The sequence below is a fragment of the Verrucomicrobiia bacterium genome (assembly GCA_036268055.1).
Classification (GTDB): domain Bacteria; phylum Verrucomicrobiota; class Verrucomicrobiia; order Limisphaerales; family Pedosphaeraceae; genus DATAUW01.
On the sequence record DATAUW010000016.1, the window covers coordinates 142309 to 160631 of the forward strand.

Annotated in this window: 16 protein-coding genes; 6 read left to right on the plus strand and 10 right to left on the minus strand. The window is 56.4% G+C overall.

Annotated elements, in window-relative coordinates; translation table 11 throughout:
* Nucleotides 1-4: 4 nt before the first annotated feature.
* The 7 genes from guaA to VH413_09405 form a co-directional block, all read right to left on the minus strand.
* Nucleotides 5-1546 (minus strand): glutamine-hydrolyzing GMP synthase, encoded by a 1542-nt coding sequence (guaA, locus tag VH413_09375; protein ID HEX3798900.1) that lies wholly within the window; start codon nucleotides 1544-1546, stop codon nucleotides 5-7.
* Between the two features lie 109 nt (nucleotides 1547-1655).
* Nucleotides 1656-2015 carry a hypothetical protein gene (locus tag VH413_09380; GenBank protein ID HEX3798901.1) on the minus strand — a complete coding sequence of 120 codons (360 nt, stop codon included), beginning with the start codon at nucleotides 2013-2015 and terminating at the stop codon, nucleotides 1656-1658.
* A gap of 41 nt (nucleotides 2016-2056) precedes the next feature.
* Nucleotides 2057-2215 (minus strand): hypothetical protein, encoded by a 159-nt coding sequence (locus tag VH413_09385; protein ID HEX3798902.1) that lies wholly within the window; start codon nucleotides 2213-2215, stop codon nucleotides 2057-2059.
* Nucleotides 2216-2558: 343 nt separating this feature from the next.
* Nucleotides 2559-4553 (minus strand): ATP-dependent DNA helicase RecG, encoded by a 1995-nt coding sequence (recG, locus tag VH413_09390; GenBank protein ID HEX3798903.1) that lies wholly within the window; start codon nucleotides 4551-4553, stop codon nucleotides 2559-2561.
* Nucleotides 4554-4979: 426 nt separating this feature from the next.
* Complete coding sequence (locus VH413_09395) at nucleotides 4980-5852, minus strand: aldehyde dehydrogenase family protein (protein ID HEX3798904.1); 873 nt, start codon at nucleotides 5850-5852, stop codon at nucleotides 4980-4982.
* A 215-nt stretch (nucleotides 5853-6067) separates the two neighbouring features.
* Nucleotides 6068-6358 (minus strand): hypothetical protein, encoded by a 291-nt coding sequence (locus VH413_09400; protein HEX3798905.1) that lies wholly within the window; start codon nucleotides 6356-6358, stop codon nucleotides 6068-6070.
* Nucleotides 6355-6849 (minus strand): tetratricopeptide repeat protein, encoded by a 495-nt coding sequence (locus VH413_09405; GenBank protein ID HEX3798906.1) that lies wholly within the window; start codon nucleotides 6847-6849, stop codon nucleotides 6355-6357. Before VH413_09405 ends, VH413_09400 begins: the two co-directional genes overlap by 4 nt.
* 361 nt (nucleotides 6850-7210) lie before the next feature.
* Between VH413_09405 and VH413_09410 the strand changes: the two genes are divergently transcribed.
* Nucleotides 7211-8146 carry a HEAT repeat domain-containing protein gene (locus VH413_09410; GenBank protein ID HEX3798907.1) on the plus strand — a complete coding sequence of 312 codons (936 nt, stop codon included), beginning with the start codon at nucleotides 7211-7213 and terminating at the stop codon, nucleotides 8144-8146.
* Between the two features lie 94 nt (nucleotides 8147-8240).
* Here the strand turns inward: VH413_09410 and VH413_09415 are convergent, their stop codons facing one another.
* Entirely contained in the window at nucleotides 8241-8633 is a 393-nt protein-coding gene (locus VH413_09415; protein ID HEX3798908.1) for a hypothetical protein, read from the minus strand.
* A gap of 420 nt (nucleotides 8634-9053) precedes the next feature.
* Between VH413_09415 and VH413_09420 the strand changes: the two genes are divergently transcribed.
* The 5 genes from VH413_09420 (at nucleotide 9054) to VH413_09440 (ending at nucleotide 15494) form a co-directional block, all read left to right on the plus strand.
* Nucleotides 9054-9764 carry a hypothetical protein gene (locus VH413_09420; GenBank protein ID HEX3798909.1) on the plus strand — a complete coding sequence of 237 codons (711 nt, stop codon included), beginning with the start codon at nucleotides 9054-9056 and terminating at the stop codon, nucleotides 9762-9764.
* A gap of 451 nt (nucleotides 9765-10215) precedes the next feature.
* Nucleotides 10216-11223: an aspartate-semialdehyde dehydrogenase gene (locus VH413_09425; GenBank protein HEX3798910.1), complete on the plus strand. Its 1008-nt coding sequence runs from the start codon at nucleotides 10216-10218 to the stop codon at nucleotides 11221-11223.
* 51 nt (nucleotides 11224-11274) lie between these two features.
* Complete coding sequence (locus tag VH413_09430; GenBank protein ID HEX3798911.1) at nucleotides 11275-12339, plus strand: M42 family metallopeptidase; 1065 nt, start codon at nucleotides 11275-11277, stop codon at nucleotides 12337-12339.
* A 97-nt stretch (nucleotides 12340-12436) separates the two neighbouring features.
* On the plus strand, nucleotides 12437-14635 hold the full coding sequence (locus VH413_09435; protein ID HEX3798912.1) for a M48 family metalloprotease: 2199 nt from the start codon (nucleotides 12437-12439) through the stop codon (nucleotides 14633-14635).
* A gap of 46 nt (nucleotides 14636-14681) precedes the next feature.
* Nucleotides 14682-15494: a BtpA/SgcQ family protein gene (locus tag VH413_09440; GenBank protein HEX3798913.1), complete on the plus strand. Its 813-nt coding sequence runs from the start codon at nucleotides 14682-14684 to the stop codon at nucleotides 15492-15494.
* Nucleotides 15495-15497: 3 nt separating this feature from the next.
* Here the strand turns inward: VH413_09440 and VH413_09445 are convergent, their stop codons facing one another.
* Both VH413_09445 and VH413_09450 read right to left on the minus strand, forming a co-directional pair.
* On the minus strand, nucleotides 15498-17429 hold the full coding sequence (locus VH413_09445) for a DEAD/DEAH box helicase (protein ID HEX3798914.1): 1932 nt from the start codon (nucleotides 17427-17429) through the stop codon (nucleotides 15498-15500).
* A 139-nt stretch (nucleotides 17430-17568) separates the two neighbouring features.
* The gene (locus tag VH413_09450; GenBank protein ID HEX3798915.1) at nucleotides 17569-18273 is read right to left on the minus strand and encodes a hypothetical protein; all 705 of its coding nucleotides are present in this window, start codon (nucleotides 18271-18273) and stop codon (nucleotides 17569-17571) included.
* Between the last annotated feature and the right edge of the window lie 50 nt (nucleotides 18274-18323).

An 18323-nucleotide genomic window follows, 5' to 3' on the forward strand; every position in this document is an offset into this window, starting at 1 on the left:
GAGGTTATTCCCACTCAATCGTTCCCGGCGGCTTGCTCGTGATGTCGAAGCACACGCGGTTGACGCCTTTGACTTCATTCGTGATGCGGCTGGAAACTTTTTCGAGCACGTCGTACGGAAGCTTTACCCAATCCGCCGTCATGCCGTCCTGCGATTCCACCGCGCGCAACGCGATGGTGTATTCATAAGTGCGTTCGTCACCCATGACGCCGACGCTTTTCACCGGCAGCAGCACCGCGAAGCTTTGCCAAATCTTGTAATACCACCCGCTCGATTTCATTTCCTCGACGACGATGGTGTCGGCCTCGCGCAAAATATCGCAACGCCGCTCGGTGACTTCGCCGAGGATGCGCACGGCCAAACCCGGTCCGGGGAACGGCTGGCGTAAAACGATCTCGCGCGGCAAGCCCAATTCCAATCCGAGTTCGCGCACTTCGTCCTTGAACAAACATTTCAACGGTTCGACCAGTTGAAATTTCATTTTTTTGGGCAAGCCGCCGACGTTATGATGGCTCTTGATCATGGCGGCGGGATTGCCCGCGATGGGAACCGATTCAATCACATCGGGGTAGAGCGTGCCTTGCGCGAGAAACTTCGCCTTGCCCGCGCGCTTGGTGGCGGCCTGAAAAACCTCGATGAAAGTGCGGCCGATAATTTTGCGTTTGCGTTCTGGATCGGTCACGCCCTTGAGACGATTCAGGAAAAGTTTCGAGGCATCCTCGTACTGCAAGCGGATCTTGAAATGCCGACTGAAAACTTCCTGCACGACGCCCGCCTCGCGTCCGCGCAACAGGCCGTTGTTGACGAAGATGCAGGTGAGTTGATCGCCGATGGCCTTGTGCAAGAGCGCGGCGGCGACGCTCGAATCCACCCCGCCGCTCAAGCCGAGGATCACGCGCTCGTCGCCGACCTGGGTGCGAATCGCGGCCACCGCCTGATCAATGTAATTGTGCATCGTCCAGTTTTTGCCGCAGCCGCAAATATTATGGACGAAATTGGCGATGATCTTTTTACCCTGCGGCGTGTGGGCGACTTCGGGATGAAATTGCAGGCCGAAAATTTTTGCCGCGCGATTTTCGATGGCGGCGTAGGGCGAATTTTCCGTCACCGCGACGGACTTGAATCCGGCGGGGACTTTGGTGAGTTTATCAGCGTGGGAATTCCACACCTGCAACTTCTCGGGAAGATTCGCGAAGAGCGGGCAAAAGCTGTCCTTCACCTGCAACGTGCCTTTGCCGTATTCGCGCTTGAGGCCTTTCTCGACTTTGCCGCCGAGATATTGCGCGAGCAGTTGGATGCCGAAACAAATCCCGAGAATGGGCACGCCGAGTTGAAAAATATTTTTATCGGGCAGGGGAGCGTCCTTAGCATAAACGCTCGATGGGCCGCCAGACAGGATCAATCCGCTGGGGCGCAATGCGGCGATTTCCGCCGCGGGCGTGTCGTAGCGCAGGATGATGGAATAGACATTGCACTCGCGGATGCGGCGCGCGATGACCTGGGTGTATTGGGAACCGAAATCGAGGATGACAATTTGTTCGTTCATGCCGTTTAAAGGCGATGCGTTCTAACGCGGAAAGGCGGGTTTGGCGAGAACAAAAAAAGCCGTCACGAAATCGTAACGGCTACAAACCGGGCGCGGAATTGAAAAATGATTATTCGCTGACCATCGTGACTTTGCCGGTCGTGGGGTCGTAATCCAATTTCATGCCGTTGGGCACGTCGGGAATTCTCACGATCAATTTTTGTTCGATCAATTCGTTCAAATCTTTGGGGTAATGTCCTTCGGTCGCATTATACATCTGGACGGCCTGATTGAGCGAGGCGAGGTCCACGACCTTGAGCGCTCGCTGCTGGCCATTGGCCATGGCGCCGACGTAATCGGCGGGTGCGCTCAGGGGACTGACACCGCTGCTTCCTGAACTGGATGGCGTTGAAGAAGTTGACTGGCTGGATTTGCCGCAGCCGGCCACCAACGCGACCGCAAGCACGGTGATATAAACGGGCGTTCTCATGCCCGTAATATATCACCGGCGGCAGATTATCCAAGCGCCGACTATTGATTAGTCGAAGGCGGCATGGTGTTCGTCGCCGCTGGCGGCGCCGAATTGGTGTTGACTGGAGGAACGGTGCTGTTGCTGGGGGCGTTTTGATCGCAGCCAGCCAGGACGATTCCAGTGACCATTAACGAGAGTAGGATAGTAATCTTCTTCATATTCGCATCCTAGCACGGCTTTCTTGAATGCAAAATTTTTCCAGGGAAAAAATTGGAGAAGGCCTAATCTTATGCGGGGTGGAAGGGGTGGATTTTGGTTTGTGCCGCTCCTATGGAGCTTGAGGATTAGGGGAACGCTATTATAAACATGGCGCTCCTAGCGGAGCTTCAAACAGGCGCGAGGGGAAGGTTTCAGGCTTTCGAACTTCGCTGAGAGAGCCAGGTTTATAGAATGAACCATTTATAACCAAGCTCGAGAAGAGCGGCATAAAAGGGCCATGTCCTTTTCGCACTTTCCAAAAGTTGTAGAAAATGAGGTGTGCCCAAAACTCGCGCTGGCTAATCAAGACTGGAGTTTCGTCGCCAAATCCCGGGCGAGCTTGATCAACTCAAAATCCTTCACGAGATCGCCAAAACGGAACGAGGGCATGCCGCTTTGCTGTTGGCCGAGCAATTCGCCGGGGCCGCGTAATTTCAAATCCGCCTCGGCAATGCGAAAACCATCCATCGTTTCTTCCAGCACGGCCAAACGCTGGCGGGCCTCGGCGTTCTTCGCGTTCGCCACGAGGATGCAGGTCGAATCGTGCGCACCGCGGCCGATGCGTCCGCGCAGTTGATGAAGTTGGGCGAGGCCGAATTGCTCGGCGTTCTCGATGACCATGATGGTGGCATTCGGCACGTCCACGCCGACCTCAATCAGCGGCGTCGCGAGCAGGACTTTTATTTCGCCATTGCGAAAGCCCGCCATCACGCGTTCTTTTTCCGCACTAGCGAGACGGCCATGCAACAGTCCCACCGCATGCGGCGCGAACAGTTTTTTCAAGTGCTCGAATTCTTTCGTCACCGCCTTCAGACCCGCTGCGCCGGTTTCCTCGATGCGCGGATAGACGACGTACGCCTGCCGTCCCGCCGCGAGCTTTTCGCGCGCGAAGGCCCAGACTTTCGGCAGCTTGTCCGCGGCGCGCACGAAGGTCTTGATTTGCCCGCGGCCTTTCGGCAGTTCGTCAATCACGGAGACATCCAGCTCGCCGTAGAGCGTGAGCCCGAGCGTGCGCGGAATAGGGGTCGCAGTCATCACCAGCAGATGCGGATAATTTCCCTTGCGAACAAACTGTTCGCGCTGCGTCACGCCGAATTTATGCTGCTCGTCAATGATGACGAGGCCGAGGCGTTCCATCGCGAAACCGGATTCGATCAGGGCGTGCGTGCCGATGGTCAGAATGCCGCGAGAATTTTTCGCGAGCAGCGAGGCGCGTTCGGTCTTGCGGCTGCCGGTTTGCAACTGCACGTCAATCCCGAGCGGCTCGAACCAGCGCGTGAAGGTCTGGAAATGTTGCGCCGCGAGAATTTCCGTCGGCGCCATGAGCGCGACATTGTAACCGCTTTCCAGAGCCATCAAGGCGCTGCACGCGGCGACGGCGGTTTTGCCCGAGCCGACGTCGCCTTGCAGCAATCGCCGCATGGGATGAGGGCCGCCGAGGTCGTGGCGCAACTCGCGCAGCACGCGGGTTTGCGCATCGGTCAGGTGAAATCCAAGTTTCGCGAGAAAGGGGCGGATCAACTGGTTATTTCCCGCGCACGGCAAACCTTTCGCCTTGGCTTCGAATTTTTTTCGGCGCGCACGGATGTCGCTTTGAAGCACGATAAATTCATCCAAGGCGAGCCGACGCCGGGCCATTTCCATGTCGTCCAGCGCCTCGGGAAAATGCAGCATGCGAATGGCATTGGCGCGCGCGGGAAAATCGTTGAGCGCTAGCGCGGGCCACGGTTCGGTGATGTGCCCCTCGAACAGATGGAGCGCGCGCCAGATCAGGGCGCGCAGCCAGCGTTGCGGCAAGCCTTCGGTCAGCGGATAAATCGGCGCGATGCGATTGATGTGAATGGCGCTTTCATCGCCGTCCTCGATGATTTCCGTTTCGGGATGGTCCATCGTGCGGGGCTTACCGGGTTTCAGTTTGCCGAAGATGAAAAGCTCGTCGCCGACGGCAAAATAATTTTGCATGAACGGCAGGTTCCACCAGCGGCAATGCAACCGCGCGGAGCCGTCATCCACTATGATTTCGAAAACTGATTTTTGGCCGCCGCGAAATCGCTTGAGGCCGAGGGCGATGATTTTTCCGCGGGTCGTGGCGGCTTCCTCGGGTTGCAATTCACTGATGGCGCGAAAATGGCGGCGGTCTTCGTAACGCCGCGGGCGGTGCAGAAAAAGATCGCCGACGGTGAGCAGGTCCAGGCGGGCGAGTTGCGCCTCGCGGTCCGAGCCGACGCCGCGCACGTGCCGCAATGGGCGTTCCAGCGGCGAAGCGATGGGGGAAGGATTGGCGGGCGGCACGGACATTTTTCCAGACGATACAAATGCGGGCGCGGTCGTTCAACGGGAAAGGAGGGCGGCGTGCTGGACGTTTGCCATTTCGCCATTGAGATTTGGCGAGGATGGTTCCAGGGAATGGGCTCGCCTCGCTATGCTCGGGATAGATTTTTTTTGGCGGATGAATTTTCCCCCGGCTGAAGCACGGGGGTTAATGAGAAGCGGTGGGTGAATGTGGGCGCTGGTTTCGTGCAGGGATTTCTTTCGTCCCTGCCGGGACTCGGATTGATGGGATTTCAACCCAGCAATGAATTGCTGGGCTAAGATCGGTCGTCCCTGCGGGACTTCGGACGACGGAGCGGCAGCGCTGTCCTACCATGGTGGTTGGGTGAAGGTGCGCTTTAGACAGATTGAGTTACGGCTCGCGGGTACGCTCGCCCTCCCTAGATTAAAGTTTTATACGCCGATGGGGTGCCAGGCGGTTTTGTATTCGATGGTGTCGAGGATTTTGTAGGGGTCTTCGGCTTTGGCGGTGAACCAGTCGGCGAAGGAAAGTTTGGTGGCGGTGTAGCGCTTTAGATTTTTGGCGGAGCCGGCTTGCAGAGTCGCGCCGAGGGCGGTGTCGCCGGAGGCGTCCACAATGGCGTTGATGTCCATGTGGGTGGCGAGGTGCGGGGCGAGTTCGGCGCGTTTGCCGGCGAGGAGGTTGACGACTCCGCCGGGGAGGTCGCTGGTGGCGAGAATTTCGGCGAAGGTGAGGGCGGTGAGGGGATGTTTTTCGGAGGCGATGACGACGCAGGTGTTTCCGCTGAGGATGGCGGGCGCGATGACGGAGACGAGGGCAACCAGGGGCGGTTCATCGGGCGCGACGACGGCGACGACGCCAGTGGGCTCGGGGGTGGTGAAATTAAAATGGGAGGAGGCAACGGGGTTCACGGAGCCGAAGACCTGGGAATATTTATCGGTCCAGCCGGCGTAATAGACGAGGCGGTCTATGGCGACGTTGACGCCGGCGCGGACTTTGGCGGGGCCGGTGCCGGTGGAGCGGATGATTTCGTGGGTGAGTTCATCGGCGCGGTTTTGGAGCATCTCGGCGGCGCGGTAGAGGATTTGGCCGCGGAGGTAGGCGGTGCGTTTGGCCCAGCCATCGAACGCGCCACGGGCGGCGGTGACGGCATCGCGCAGGTCTTTGCGGGAGGCGTGGGAGTAATTATCGAGGTGTTCACCGGCGGGGGACTTGGCGGAGAGGTAACGACCGCTCTCGCTGCGGACGAAGGCGCCGCCAATGTAGAGCTTGTAGGTCTTGAGGACTTGGAGATGGGTGCTCATTTTGGTTTGATAATTATTGGGTATGTCATAGCACGGCGGAAGCGGTGGGGCAATCACGCAATTTAATTTGTGCGCGTTGGTAGAATGCGATTTGACGCAGAGGCGCAGAGGCGCAGAGGCGCAGAGGTCCTTGCGGACGGCCACTGGGGGAAGGAAATTGGCCACGGATGGAACACGGAACAAACACGGAAAATTTGGCGGATGGATTTTTAGGGTTAGAACATGGGATCGAACAGTATTCCTAAAGTCAGCCATTGAATCATTATAAGAATCATAGCGCAGAGGACTGAAGCGGCGGTGACTTTCCATTTCGAGAGGGTTTTTCGCAGCGAGAAAAATGTGGCGAGGAAAAATGCAAGCAGCCAGCCCCAAGACATCAGCACCTGATCAATTCTTTCGATGGAGTGTTTGTCTAAATGACCTTCGCCGTAATAGATGATGGTGAATATTACCACCAGCAGCGCGTTAGCGAATACGCAGCCGAGAATGGCGCGAAGGGTTTTCATTTTTCAATGATTGCTCGCAGGGGTTCGAGGTCGGGGTCTTCGGCGGCCATTTGTTTGATGGCTTTGGCGTCGCCGAGTTTCAGGGATTCTGCGAGCCATTTCTGGGCTTCGGGGAGGCGTTTTAGCTGGCAGCAGTAGCAGGCGAGGTTGTAGCGGACGTGCCAGCTATTGGGGAAAAGGGCGACGGCGGTTTCGAGGTGGTCGAAGGCTTCCTGGGTGCGCTTGAGTTCGTGGAGGGCGTAGGAACGATGGATCCAGCCGAAGGAGTTGTTGAAGTCGTCGAGGACCATGCCGTTGGCGAGGTCCACGCAGGCTTCCCAGTTTTTTTCTTTGGCGAGGATTTGCCAGCGGACTTCGAGGACGTCGGGGTGGGATTGGAGCGAGGGGGTGATGTGCGCGAGTTCGGCGTGGGCTTCAGCGGCGTTCCCAAGTTCGATCCAGCCGGTGGCGGCGGAGAGGTGATGGGTATCGGGTGGTTGCAACGGTGGCACGAAGGATTGTTTTCAGGATGGAGCGGAGGCGTCAAGTGCGGGAGTGGAGGCATCTGCATGTCGCTCCCGTACGGACCGGGAACGCCAGCGATGGCAAATCCGCGAAACGGTTGAAAACCGTTTCTTGCGCGCGTTTAGGTTTTTCCCCCAACTGAAGTTGTGGGTTAATGAGAAGCGTTGGGCGAGTGGGTGAGCGGCGATTCCAGATGGGAATTTCTTTCGTCCCTGCGGGACTTGATTTGCAACGGGCACAAACCCAGCCATAAATGGCTGGGCTAAGATCTTTCGTCCCTCCGGGACTGACGGGGAGCAGCGACAGTTGCGTCTTGTGCAACCAATGTGGGTCAGAAAAGTTCTCGTTATGGCGAGGGAATTAAATCATTCTGGCGGCATGTGGAAAGGGCGGCGATTTTTGGCGGTGATCGTGGGCGTCGTTGTGGTAACGGCGGTGGCGTGGGGGGTGTGGAGCGGGCGTAGGAGGGAGCCGGTTTATGAGGGGAAGCCAGTGTCTTATTGGCTGGAAGGGTATAGGATCTCCGGCAATTCGGTTTCCACGGGCAAGGGGCTAGCTCCGCCGACGTGGGCAGAAGCCAATATAGCATTTCAGCATATGGGGGCTGATGCGATTCCGTGTTTATTGCGGGCGTTGCAATGGCAGGACTCGCCAGTGAAGCGGCAGGTGCGGGCGGTTTTAGCAAGGCTGCCGTTCTTGCCGACTCGACTGTTTTCGGAAAATCTGAATTGGAAAGCGGAGGCAGCGCTGACTTCGGCGGGGCCATGGGCGAGCAATGCCGTGCCGCAACTGGTGGTGATGCTCAATCAGGATGGCTCGCCGTTTTGTCAGACGGTGGTTCCGGGTATTCTCGTGAGAATCGGGCCGGCAGCGGCGGCGGCAATTCCGACGCTGGTGCGGATGACGGCGCACACGAATTTCATCGTTCGCATGGATGCGATTTATGCGTTGGGAAAAATCGGCGTGGAGCCTGAGGTGGTGGTTCCGGTATTGATCCGGTGTTTAAAAGACCCAGATCCGAGTGTTCGGGGTCATGCCGCGCGGGCGTTGCAGAATTTTGGCAAGGACGCGATTTCAGCGGTTCCGGCATTGGAGGAATTGGGCCGAATAGAGCCGACGAGCACTCCGGCAGGCGGGAGCGGGAACGCGATTTCGACTGCCGGCCCAGTTGGGACTTCCTCGTGGAGCGTTTTCCTGCCGTCAGCGGCGCGAGCACCCGATGTGGGCAAAGCGGCGAAGGAGGCGGCGGCGGTGATTAAGCGGCAGGCGGGGATGCGCCAATGAAGAGTAAGAGAGGAGTGGGTGGTAACGCGCCTTGGGGCGCGACTCGCTGCGCTCTATATGGTTGTTTGCTTGAGCGTTAATCTATTTTGAATATTTACATGACATGAATATTATCCAAATGGAGGATGATGCCCTCTTGCGTCAAAATTATCCAAAACGTCGCTGTTAGGTCCGAGGCCAGACCGTCAATATTCAAATCGTACCATACTTCGCCAATACACCTGCGCGGATTTATTGGCCACCGTGTTACCGTCTTTCTCTGTTTGATGTCAGTTGGTTTACCTTTGAGAGTTACCCGCTGAGTTGGTGAAGCGTGGCCATAATTCTCAATTACTTTCTGAATCAATTCAGGTGTCCAGACTGTTTCCGGGGGGTGATCAATGAATTGAAATGCTTCGGAATAGGCTTCGATTTCGAGAAGACATGCCCAACGATCAATACGCGCAATCAATTCCTGGTCAGTAGATGTCGAGGGCAGTGGATTCATGTGCTTTGGTCAATGAACGCAATAAGACTAATTTCCCGGCCATAATTTCATCAACAAGGAAAAATAGTTTCAGTAATTGATGGGAATAGGCGGTAACGCGCCTTGGGGCGCGACTCGCTGCGCTCTATATGGTGGGGGAATTTTGGCGGGTGACCCAAGGTAGCGCCGTGGGACGGCGCAACCGTTGGGCTTTGTAGGCAGAACCTGCTTCGAGGTTCTCGGAGGGTGGATGGGGGAGTTGTTTTTTTGGAAAATGGGGACAGCGGAGCGCAACTCCGACCTGCCGCGCGATGGGTTTGGGAGGGATTTTGACAGGCGTTTCAAACGGCTGTTTGAAAAAAAGGGGGGTCGTTCTGGTTTGGGTTTGTCAAACCTATGGAGAGTTACACAATTCCCCGGAAGCGTGAGATACTTGCGGGCATGAATAGTAATATATTGAATACTGGATTGAGGAAAACACGGTCGGATGCGAGTTGGAGCCGGCTGACGAATGCGCAACAAAAAATTTTGGAGGAGTGGTTGTTTGAGGAACATTTGAGTTTTGAGGAGGCGCTGGGGCGGGCGAAGGCGGAACTGGGATTTGCGGGGTCGGTGTGGGGTTTGAAGCGGTTTTATAAGCAGCGCGCGCAGGCGAGGTTGTTGGTGGAGTTGATGGAATCGAGTCGCGAGGCGGGCGAGGTGTGCCAGGTGCCGGTGGCGGAAGGGGCGTGGCTGGAGGCGAATTCGAGGCTGTTGGCGCGAGGGTTTTTTGAGCGGTTGCGGGATGAGGGGATTGGCGATGCGGGGTTGATGGGTAAATTATGGTTGCAGGCGGAGGCGAACCGGACGCGTCGCGAGCGGCTGAAGGTGCAGCAGTCGGCGCAGGAGGTGAGGCGGGAACGGTTGGCTTTTCAGCGGGAGCGCTGGCAGCACGACGCAACGAAAGAGGCGGACAAAATTTTGGCGGAGATGATCGAGTTTGAGAAGATCCAAAAGGAGGCCGAGGATGAGTATTCGGAAAACAAGCGGATCAACTTGATTCGGAAGCGGATGTTTGGCGAGGCGGTCATGGGATTGCTTTTGCCGGAGAGCGCGGAGGAGGAGGCGGCCAAGAGCGGGTCGGAGCGCGTCAGTGCGGATAAGTGCGGATAAATTTTTATGAGGAGAGGAATAGGAATAATGAAAAATTTTATGAGGATGATGTGCGTGGGGATGAGGTTCCTGGAAGTTGGTTCCAAGGAATGGGCTCGCCTCGCGTTGCTCGGGATGGGTTTTTTGAGGGGTGCGGATTTTCAGCGGCTGAAGTCGGGGGTTAAGTGGTGGGTTTTGTGGATGTTTTGGACACGGCGCAGGTTTTGTATTTGGGAGATTCTTTCGTCCCGGGCGGGACTTGGGATGGATGCGGACAAAACCCCAGCAATAAATTGCTGGGCTAAGATCTTCCGTCCCTGCGGGACTTCAGACGGCGGAGCGGCACCGCATGGGAGGTTTTGTTGCGCTAAACAGGTTACGGCTCGCGGGTACGCTCACCCTCCCATTTTGGAGGGTGGTTGCGCGCCCGTTGACACGTTGGGTTTGGTGGATATAATGATTGGCTCTATTTATGAATAGTCATCCGCATGTTGCTGTGGTCGGTGCGACGGGAGCCGTAGGCATCGAAATGATCAAGACACTGGAGAAGCGAAATTTTCCGGTGGGGAAACTGACTTTGCTGGCTTCGGCCCGGTCGGTGGGCAAAAAGCTCAAGTTCCGCGGTCATGATGTCACGGTGACGGAGTTGACGGCGGATTCGTTCAAGGGAATTGATATCGCGTTATTCAGCGCGGGGGGAGGGATTTCGAAGGAGTTTGCGCCGCTGGCGGTGAAGGCCGGTTGCGTGGTGGTGGATAATTCGAGTGCGTTTCGCATGGAGTCAAATGTCCCGCTGGTGGTTCCGGAGATCAATGCGGCGGATGTGAGCAAGCATCAGGGGATCATCGCGAATCCGAATTGCACAACGGCGATCACGTTGATGGCGCTGTATCCATTGCATCAGGCGTTTGGGGTGAAGCGGATTTTTGCGTCGAGTTACCAGGCGGTGTCGGGCACGGGCGCGAAGGCGATTGAGGAATTGGAGCGTCAAGTGGGCGAAGTCGTCTCGGGCAAGCCGGTGACGAAAGAGGTTTATCCGCATCAGATCGCGTTCAATGTGTTGCCGCATGTGGACTCGTTTTTGCCTTCGGGTTACACGAAGGAGGAAATGAAGATGGAAAATGAGGGCCGCAAGATCATGCATCACCCGGCGTTTCGCGCGAGTGTGACGTGTGTGCGGGTGCCGGTGTATCGGGCGCATTCGGTGGCGGTGAGCGCGGAGTTCGAGAGGCCGGTGACGGTGGCGGCGGCGCGCGAGGTGCTGGGCAAGGCGCCGGGACTGGACCTGGTGGATGCGCCGGAGAAGAAAGAGTATCCGCTGCCGCTGTATGTGGCGGAAAAATATAATTGCCAGGTGGGACGCATCCGTGTGGATTGCGCGCTGGACAATGGGCTTTGCTTTTGGGTGGCCGGGGACCAGTTGCTGAAGGGGGCGGCGTTGAACGCGGTGCAGATCGCGGAAGTTTTGGTCCAAAAGTAGCCGCGGAAGTTTGACCTTGGAACTTTCGCGGGCGTGCTGCCATAATTTGGCATGCGTGATAGTTCATTGAAATTTTTGGAGAGGTTGGTGAATACGCCGAGCCCGACGGGCCACGAATCGCGCGGCCAACGGGTGTGGCTGGATTACGCCAAGCAATACGCCGACACGACTTATTCCGATGCTTACGGGAATTGCGTGGCGGTTTTGAACAAGGGTGGTTCGCCACGATTGATGCTCGCCGCGCACGCGGATGAAATCGCGATGGCGGTGAATTTCATTGATGGCGAGGGTTTCATTTATGTTCGCAAAATGGGGGGCGTGGATGCCGCGATCACGAAGGCCCAGCGCGTCACCATTCATACCCGCGACGGAGCGGTGCGCGGGGTGGTCGGCAACGTCGCGCCGCATCTCAGCAAGCATGACGACGCGCATAAGGTTCCGAAGATACACGAAATTTTTATTGATATCGGCGTGAGCAGCCGCAAGGACGCGGAGAAGTTGGTGCGCATCGGCGACCCGATCACGTTGAACGATGAGTTTGAGTTGTTGCGCAATGATCTGGCGGTGGCGCGCGCGTTTGACAATCGCATTGGGACGTTCGCGGTCGCGGAGACGCTGCGTTTGTTGAGTGACGCCAAGCTCGAGGCGGAAGTTTGCGCGGTGTCGAATATTCAGGAGGAGGTCGGGTTGCTGGGCGCGCGGCAGATTGCGTATTCGCTGAAACCGGATGTCGCGCTGGTCGTGGATGTCACGCACGCGACGGATTATCCGACCGTGAACAAGGCGCAACATGGCAACACAAAAATCGGCGAAGGCCCGACGGTGACGCACGGTGGTTGCAATCACGTCGAGGTGGTGCGCCGTCTCGAACAACTCGCGAAGGCCAAAAAAATTCCGCTGCAACACGAAGCGATGTCTTCCACGAGCGGCACGGATACGGATGTGATTTTTTGGACGCGCGGCGGCATTCCGAGCGCGCTGATCAGCCTGCCGAATCGTTACATGCATTCGCCGGTGGAGTTGGTGAGTTTGAAAGACCTGGAAAAAATTCCCGAGTTGCTCGCGGCGTTTGCGCGTTCGCTCAAGAGTGGTGAGGAATTCAAAGTGAAGATTTGAGGGTGGGCATCGCGACGGTTATGAAGGGCTGCTCGGACTTGACGAGCGGTTGTAAAAAGCGCAGACTACAGTTGTAGCCGTTGCCGCGCTGACCATCATGGACGCTTCGCCTGAAAATAATCCCGCCCCGGATTCCGATTCACAATCGGCGGAATGCATCATCAAGCTTCCACGCATCTCACCGGTCTATCGCCTCACGGTGCTGGTGGTTTGCGCGGCGATGGTTTTGTTGCCACTGATTTATTTCGCCTTCGCGGCGGCGGTGGGATTGGGCGTTCTTTATTTCGCCGTTCACTATTATCACGTTTTGACGGAGGGTAGTTTGCGATTCGAAGTCATTGGACTTTTTCCTTTTTACGCGGTCCCGCTTGTCGGCGGAATTCTTCTGACACTGTTGCTCATCAAACCATTTTTTGCGCCGCGCCGCGCTGATCCGGAAATGTTTCCGCTCACCGAAGAAGACGCGCCAGAGTTGTTCGACTTGATTCGCTGGATTTGCCAGGTCTTGCACGCGCCGCTGCCGAGCCGCGTGGAGGTGAATTGCAGCGTCAATGCCAGCGTGGGTTTGCGTGGCACGACACGCCGCATGTTCAACAACGATGTAGTGCTATCCATCGGATTGCCGCTGGTGGCGGGGTTGAATTGCCAGCAACTCGCGGGCGTGATTGCGCATGAGTACGGCCATCTCTCGCGCGGCAAAACCATGCGCGCGGATTTTTTTATCCAGCAAATCAATCGCTGGTTTTACGACGCGGTTTATGAGCCGGACGATTGGGATTTATACCTGCGCGAAAAATGCGAGGACGAAAATCAGCGGCTGTCGCTGGTCATTTTTCTTAGCGTGTTGCGCGCCGGAATTGCGGTTGGCCGCGGTGTGCTTTGGCTCCTGCTGGTCACGGGGAATTTGTTTAGTTCGCTTTTGTCGCGGCAAATGGAGTTCGACGCCGATCAATACGAATTGAAAATTTCCGGCAGCAAAAATTTCATCAGCACGACCTTGCGCTTGCAGCAATTAAATCTCGGACTAGCGACGGCGCAGAAACAAATGATCGCAAAATGGAGAAAGGAGCAAAAACTTTTTGATCGCATCCCGGATTTTATCGTGAGCCGCGCCGATGAAATTTCCGCCGACACGCAGGAGGTCCATTACGCGCGAGTTTTTCGCCGCCAAACCGGATTGTTCGACCGGCATCCGTCCGATGCCGAGCGCACGCGGCGCGCCCGAGAGGCGAACGAAGCGGGCGTGCTCGAGGCAACTGCGCCCGCGAGAAATCTTTTTGGCAACTATCGCGAACTGTCTCGGTGTCTCACGCTTTTTTTCTATCGCGACTTGATTGGTGCGGCGTTTTCATCGGAATCACTGGTATCACACGAGAAAAATCCGGTTTACATCGAACATGATTACGATGCGGACCAAGCAAACATCGTGCGGCATTTTATTGGCGTCGCGACCGATTTGCGCCCGCAGGTATTGGTCGAAAATAAATCGCTGATTTGCCGTCCGCAGGAAATTTTGCGGGAAGAAATTGTTGCCTGCCAGCGGCTGATGAACGAATCGTTGCCGCAAGCCCGCGCCGCGCTTTCAACTTTCACGCTCGCAACTCAAATGCTCGAACGATCTGCGTGCGCCTCGGAATTGATTGCGGCAGGGTTTCAAGTTGAGCCGGCAGATTTTGGATTGAGTGACGGCGACACCGATGCCGCGCAGACTGAGATGCGTCTTGAAATGGAAAAGGCCGGCAAAGAATTGGAAATTTTTGAGATGGCAGGACGTTTACGCTTGCTGAATGCGGTTCAATTACTCCCGCTGCCCTGGATGGCGGCGCGGATTCCTGAGGCTGTAAAACTTCAGGACGAAGCGCGCGAGATGATCCATGTGCTGTCGCGATTGGAAAATGTTTTTCGACCGTTGCAGGAATTACGGGCGTTGTGCGTGACTTTGAAGATGTTGCTCGCGTATTCGCAGACACAGCCCGCGGCCGACAACGCCGCGATGATTCTTGAAAATATCTGCATGGAGACCCAGGAACGCGTGAATGCCATTCAGGAAATCACGGCGCAGATACGTTATCCCTTCGAGCATGAAACGGGTCACGTGATGATCGGCGAATTTTTGCGCAATAAGGAATATCACGTGGAACCGCGCGAACTGACGTTGCGTGAAGGCAGAAGCCACGTGGAAAATTTGTTCAGGCTTTATCATCGTTTGCTTGCGCGAGTCGCTTCGATTTGTGCGCTCGTCGAAAATGAGATTGCGCGGCAGGCGGATGAGGCGGAATCGGCAGGACGAGGCTGACGTGATTTGCGTTTCCAAAATTTTTCTGGCGGCATAAAATCGCACTATGAAATTGCGGCTTTTTCCACGAACGAAACCCATCATCGGCATGATTCATGTCGGGGCATTACCTGGCACGCCAGCGAATAAATTATCACTCGCAAAAATCATTGCTGATGCGGTGCGCGAGGCGCGGATTTATCGCGAGGCGGGCCTTGACGGCGTGGCGCTGGAAAATATGCATGATGTTCCGTATCTGCGCGACGGTGTGGGGCCGGAGATTGTCGCGGCGATGAGCATTGTCGGGCAGGCGGTGAAAGAGGAATTCAACGGCGTGACGGGCATTCAAATTTTGGCGGCGGCGAATTGCGAGGCGATGGCGGTGGCGCATGCGGCGGGACTGGATTGGGTGCGCGTGGAAGGTTTTGCGTTCGCGCACGTCGCGGACGAAGGCATCATTGATTCGTGCGCGGCAGAGTTGTTGCGTTACCGCAAAAAAATTGGCGCGGAAAAAGTGCAGGTCTGGGCGGACATCAAAAAGAAACATTCTTCCCACGCCATTACTGCCGATATTTCACTGGGTGAAACCGCGCATGCCGCTGAGTTCATGCGTGCCGATGCCTTGATCGTCACGGGGCCGGTGACGGGCCGCGCGCCTGAGTCCACCGATGTTGAGGAAGCGAAGTCGCATTGCGAAATCCCGGTTGTGCTCGGCTCCGGCATGGACGCGGCGAACATCGAAAAATTTTTGCCGTCCGCGGATGCGTTTATTGTCGGCTCCGCTTTTAAGCGCGGCGGACATTGGACCAACGCCGTGGATGCGGCGATGGTCGGGAAATTTATGAAGAGCGTGGAACGCGCTTCGCGCCACGCGCGTTGAGTCCTACGCGACCTTGACCTTCAGCTTGTGGTTCTTGATGCGCGTGCGATTCAGCTTGGAGATGATTCCGTTGGCGTGTTCGGAGGCGACGTCCACAAACAAATGCCGTTCACGAATATCCACCGTGCCGACGACCGCGGCTGGCAAGCCAGTCTCACCGAGAATCGCGCCGACAACATCACCGGGTTTCACATCCATTTCTTCGCCGATATTCATGTAAAGGCGCGTCTGAGTTTCGGGCGTGCGACGGCTTATTTTTGGCGGCGGCGCAGATGGGCGCAGAGCGATTTGCGCGGGGCGGCGATCGGGGAAAGGCAATGGCCGTGGAGTTGGCGCGGTGGGCTTTGGCGTTGAAGGAGCTTGAGGCACAGCTTTAACTGGATCATCCGTGGCAATAGGCTTTGGAGCCGTGACTACGCGAGGAGAAACAGGCGGCCGTGGCGCTGGTAGAATGGGGCGTTCAATGCGCGGTGCAGGCGTGGGACGCGGTGCGTTTTCATCCGCAGTTCGCCAGGGCTTGCGAGTGGGCGCGGAGTCGCGCGGCGCGGAACGAGAATCACGAGGAGCGGAACGGCGGTCAGAACGCTCAGGACGTTCGTCGCGGAAAGAAGTTTCGGTGCGCACTGTTTTCGCGGCAGCAACGCCCTCGCCAGCTTGTAATTGATGCAGCAACGCCGATGCGATGTCGGTGCTCGTGAAACCTTCTTCGAGCAGGCGTTCGATCAAATGATCCTGGCGCTTATATTCGCCGCTCTGCAAGGTGCCGCGCAGTTTTTCCAGAAACACATTTGCGCGCGCCTCGTCCACTTCGTTTTGCGTTGGCGGACGCCCGTGATGCATCTTCACCTTCGTGTAGCGCTCGATGTTGTAAATTTGAAAAAGCTCGCGGCCCGCGGCGAAGGAAATCGCCCGTCCGCTGCGGCCCGCGCGGCCGGTGCGCCCGATGCGATGAAGATAATCCTCCACGTCGTAGGGCAAATCGTAATTAAAAACCACCTGCACATCGTCCACGTCAATGCCCCGCGCCGCGACGTCGGTGGCGACGAGAAATTCGAGACCGGACTTGCGAAATTTATTCATCACGCGATCGCGCATGGCCTGGCTCATGTCGCCGTGCAGGCGGTCGGCGGAATAACCCTGCGCATTCAAATGATCCACGAGATCATCCACCATGCGCTTGGTATTGCAAAAAATGATGCCGAGTTTGAGATCGTGAATATCAATCAGCCGCGTGAGCAGTTCGATTTTATAACGGCGATCCACCTCGTAGTAAATCTGCTCGACCGTCGGGACCGTCAGCGCGGTTTGTTCGATGCGCACATTCTGGGGATCGCGCGAATATTTTTGGATCAACTCCTGGATTGGGCGCGGCATCGTCGCCGAGAAAAAAACCGTCTGCCGCTCCTTGGGGACCGCCTGCAAAATGAATTCGATGTCCTCGCGGAAACCCATGTCGAGCATGACGTCGGCTTCATCGAGGATCACCATCTTGACCTTCTCAAGCCGCAAGGTTCCGCGGCGCATGTGATCCATCACGCGGCCCGGCGTGCCGATGACGATCTGCGCGCCTTGCTTGAGCCCGAGAAATTGGCGCTCGTAAGATTGGCCGCCATAAATCGGCAGCGCGTGAATGCCGCGCTTGAACAACGCGAGCTTATGCACTTCCTCGGAGACCTGCACGGCGAGTTCGCGCGTGGGGCAGAGAATGACCATCTGCACCGCACGCAACTGCGGATCCACTTTTTCAATCGCGGGTACGGCGAAAGCCGCAGTTTTGCCAGAGCCCGTGCGCGATTGCCCGACGACATCGCGTCCCTGCAAGAGCACGGGAATCGCTTCTGCCTGAATCGGCGACGCCTGTTCAAAGCCCAGTTTATCAATGGCTTTCAGCAACTCCGGCGAAATGCCCAATTCGGAAAATAGTTTCGTTGTCATTAAATCTATACGATCACAAGTAATTTACCTGATAACGGGCGGCTTGGGGGAATTATTTATATGGAAAGAAAATGGGGGCAAAAAATAATTTTGCCCCCAAAGCGTGTTGCGAAATTTGCCGTTTTAAACGGCCATCGCATTAACTGGAAATTTTCTTCTTGGCGTCATCCGGCACTTCGACCTTGGTTTTGCCAATGTCTTTGATTTCCACAGTCATCGTGCGGTTGATGTCGCGGCCATTGCCGTTGAACTCGATATGGCCGGATGTCGTCAGTTGGTATTTGGAGAGCATACCGTCCTTGACCCAAAATTTCACTGAGCCCTTGGCATTACTCACTTCGGGGCCGTTGCCGCCGCCGCGGCGAAAGGTCAGGCGTTCCTTCGCACCATCCTCGGTCAAATCAGCGGAATAAGCTCCGTCGGCCATTTTGATGTCCTGAGTTTTCGCGAGCAGGCTTTCGGCATCAGCAGCCGGAGCTTTGTAATTCTGCATGGTCAAGGCAAAGAAACGGCCTGGGCTAAATCCGCCCCCGCCGTCATCCTTCGCGGCATCGGCAACCGATTGCCAATCGCCATCCGTTTTGATTGCGCCCTTGCCATCTTTCAAAACGGCGTGGTTGACATTGTCTCCCATCGTAATGTCGAGCGTGGTGTAACCCATCTTTTCGGCTTTGCCTTCGGTCGAGGAAGTGAAGCGGCCACCGTCAGTCGAGGTTGTCCAGCTATAATTGTCTGAAGCGGCAAGTTTCTTGATCGCGTTCGAGAGATCATCCTTGGAAGCATCGGCGGCAAGGAGTGTTCCGGCGGCTAACAATATCGCGGCAAATGGAATTAGTTTTTTCATAGAAAGAAGTGGTTGTTGGTCTAGGCGAGCTTAACGGAAGGGCGGGAACC

Excerpts from the sequence above, each read along its gene's own strand:
- VH413_09435 (HEX3798912.1), top strand. The coding sequence starts at position 12,437 with ATGGACGCTTCGCCTGAAAATAATCCCGCCCCGGATTCCGATTCACAA.
- VH413_09430 (HEX3798911.1), top strand. The coding sequence starts at position 11,275 with ATGCGTGATAGTTCATTGAAATTTTTGGAGAGGTTGGTGAATACGCCG.
- guaA (HEX3798900.1), bottom strand. The coding sequence starts at position 1,546 with ATGAACGAACAAATTGTCATCCTCGATTTCGGTTCCCAATACACCCAG.
- VH413_09395 (HEX3798904.1), bottom strand. The coding sequence starts at position 5,852 with ATGAGCACCCATCTCCAAGTCCTCAAGACCTACAAGCTCTACATTGGC.
- VH413_09380 (HEX3798901.1), bottom strand. The coding sequence starts at position 2,015 with ATGAGAACGCCCGTTTATATCACCGTGCTTGCGGTCGCGTTGGTGGCC.
- VH413_09410 (HEX3798907.1), top strand. The coding sequence starts at position 7,211 with ATGGCGAGGGAATTAAATCATTCTGGCGGCATGTGGAAAGGGCGGCGA.
- VH413_09425 (HEX3798910.1), top strand. The coding sequence starts at position 10,216 with ATGAATAGTCATCCGCATGTTGCTGTGGTCGGTGCGACGGGAGCCGTA.
- recG (HEX3798903.1), bottom strand. The coding sequence starts at position 4,553 with ATGTCCGTGCCGCCCGCCAATCCTTCCCCCATCGCTTCGCCGCTGGAA.
- VH413_09420 (HEX3798909.1), top strand. The coding sequence starts at position 9,054 with ATGAATAGTAATATATTGAATACTGGATTGAGGAAAACACGGTCGGAT.
- VH413_09400 (HEX3798905.1), bottom strand. The coding sequence starts at position 6,358 with ATGAAAACCCTTCGCGCCATTCTCGGCTGCGTATTCGCTAACGCGCTG.
- VH413_09445 (HEX3798914.1), bottom strand. The coding sequence starts at position 17,429 with ATGACAACGAAACTATTTTCCGAATTGGGCATTTCGCCGGAGTTGCTG.
- VH413_09385 (HEX3798902.1), bottom strand. The coding sequence starts at position 2,215 with ATGAAGAAGATTACTATCCTACTCTCGTTAATGGTCACTGGAATCGTC.
- VH413_09450 (HEX3798915.1), bottom strand. The coding sequence starts at position 18,273 with ATGAAAAAACTAATTCCATTTGCCGCGATATTGTTAGCCGCCGGAACA.
- VH413_09415 (HEX3798908.1), bottom strand. The coding sequence starts at position 8,633 with ATGAATCCACTGCCCTCGACATCTACTGACCAGGAATTGATTGCGCGT.
- VH413_09440 (HEX3798913.1), top strand. The coding sequence starts at position 14,682 with ATGAAATTGCGGCTTTTTCCACGAACGAAACCCATCATCGGCATGATT.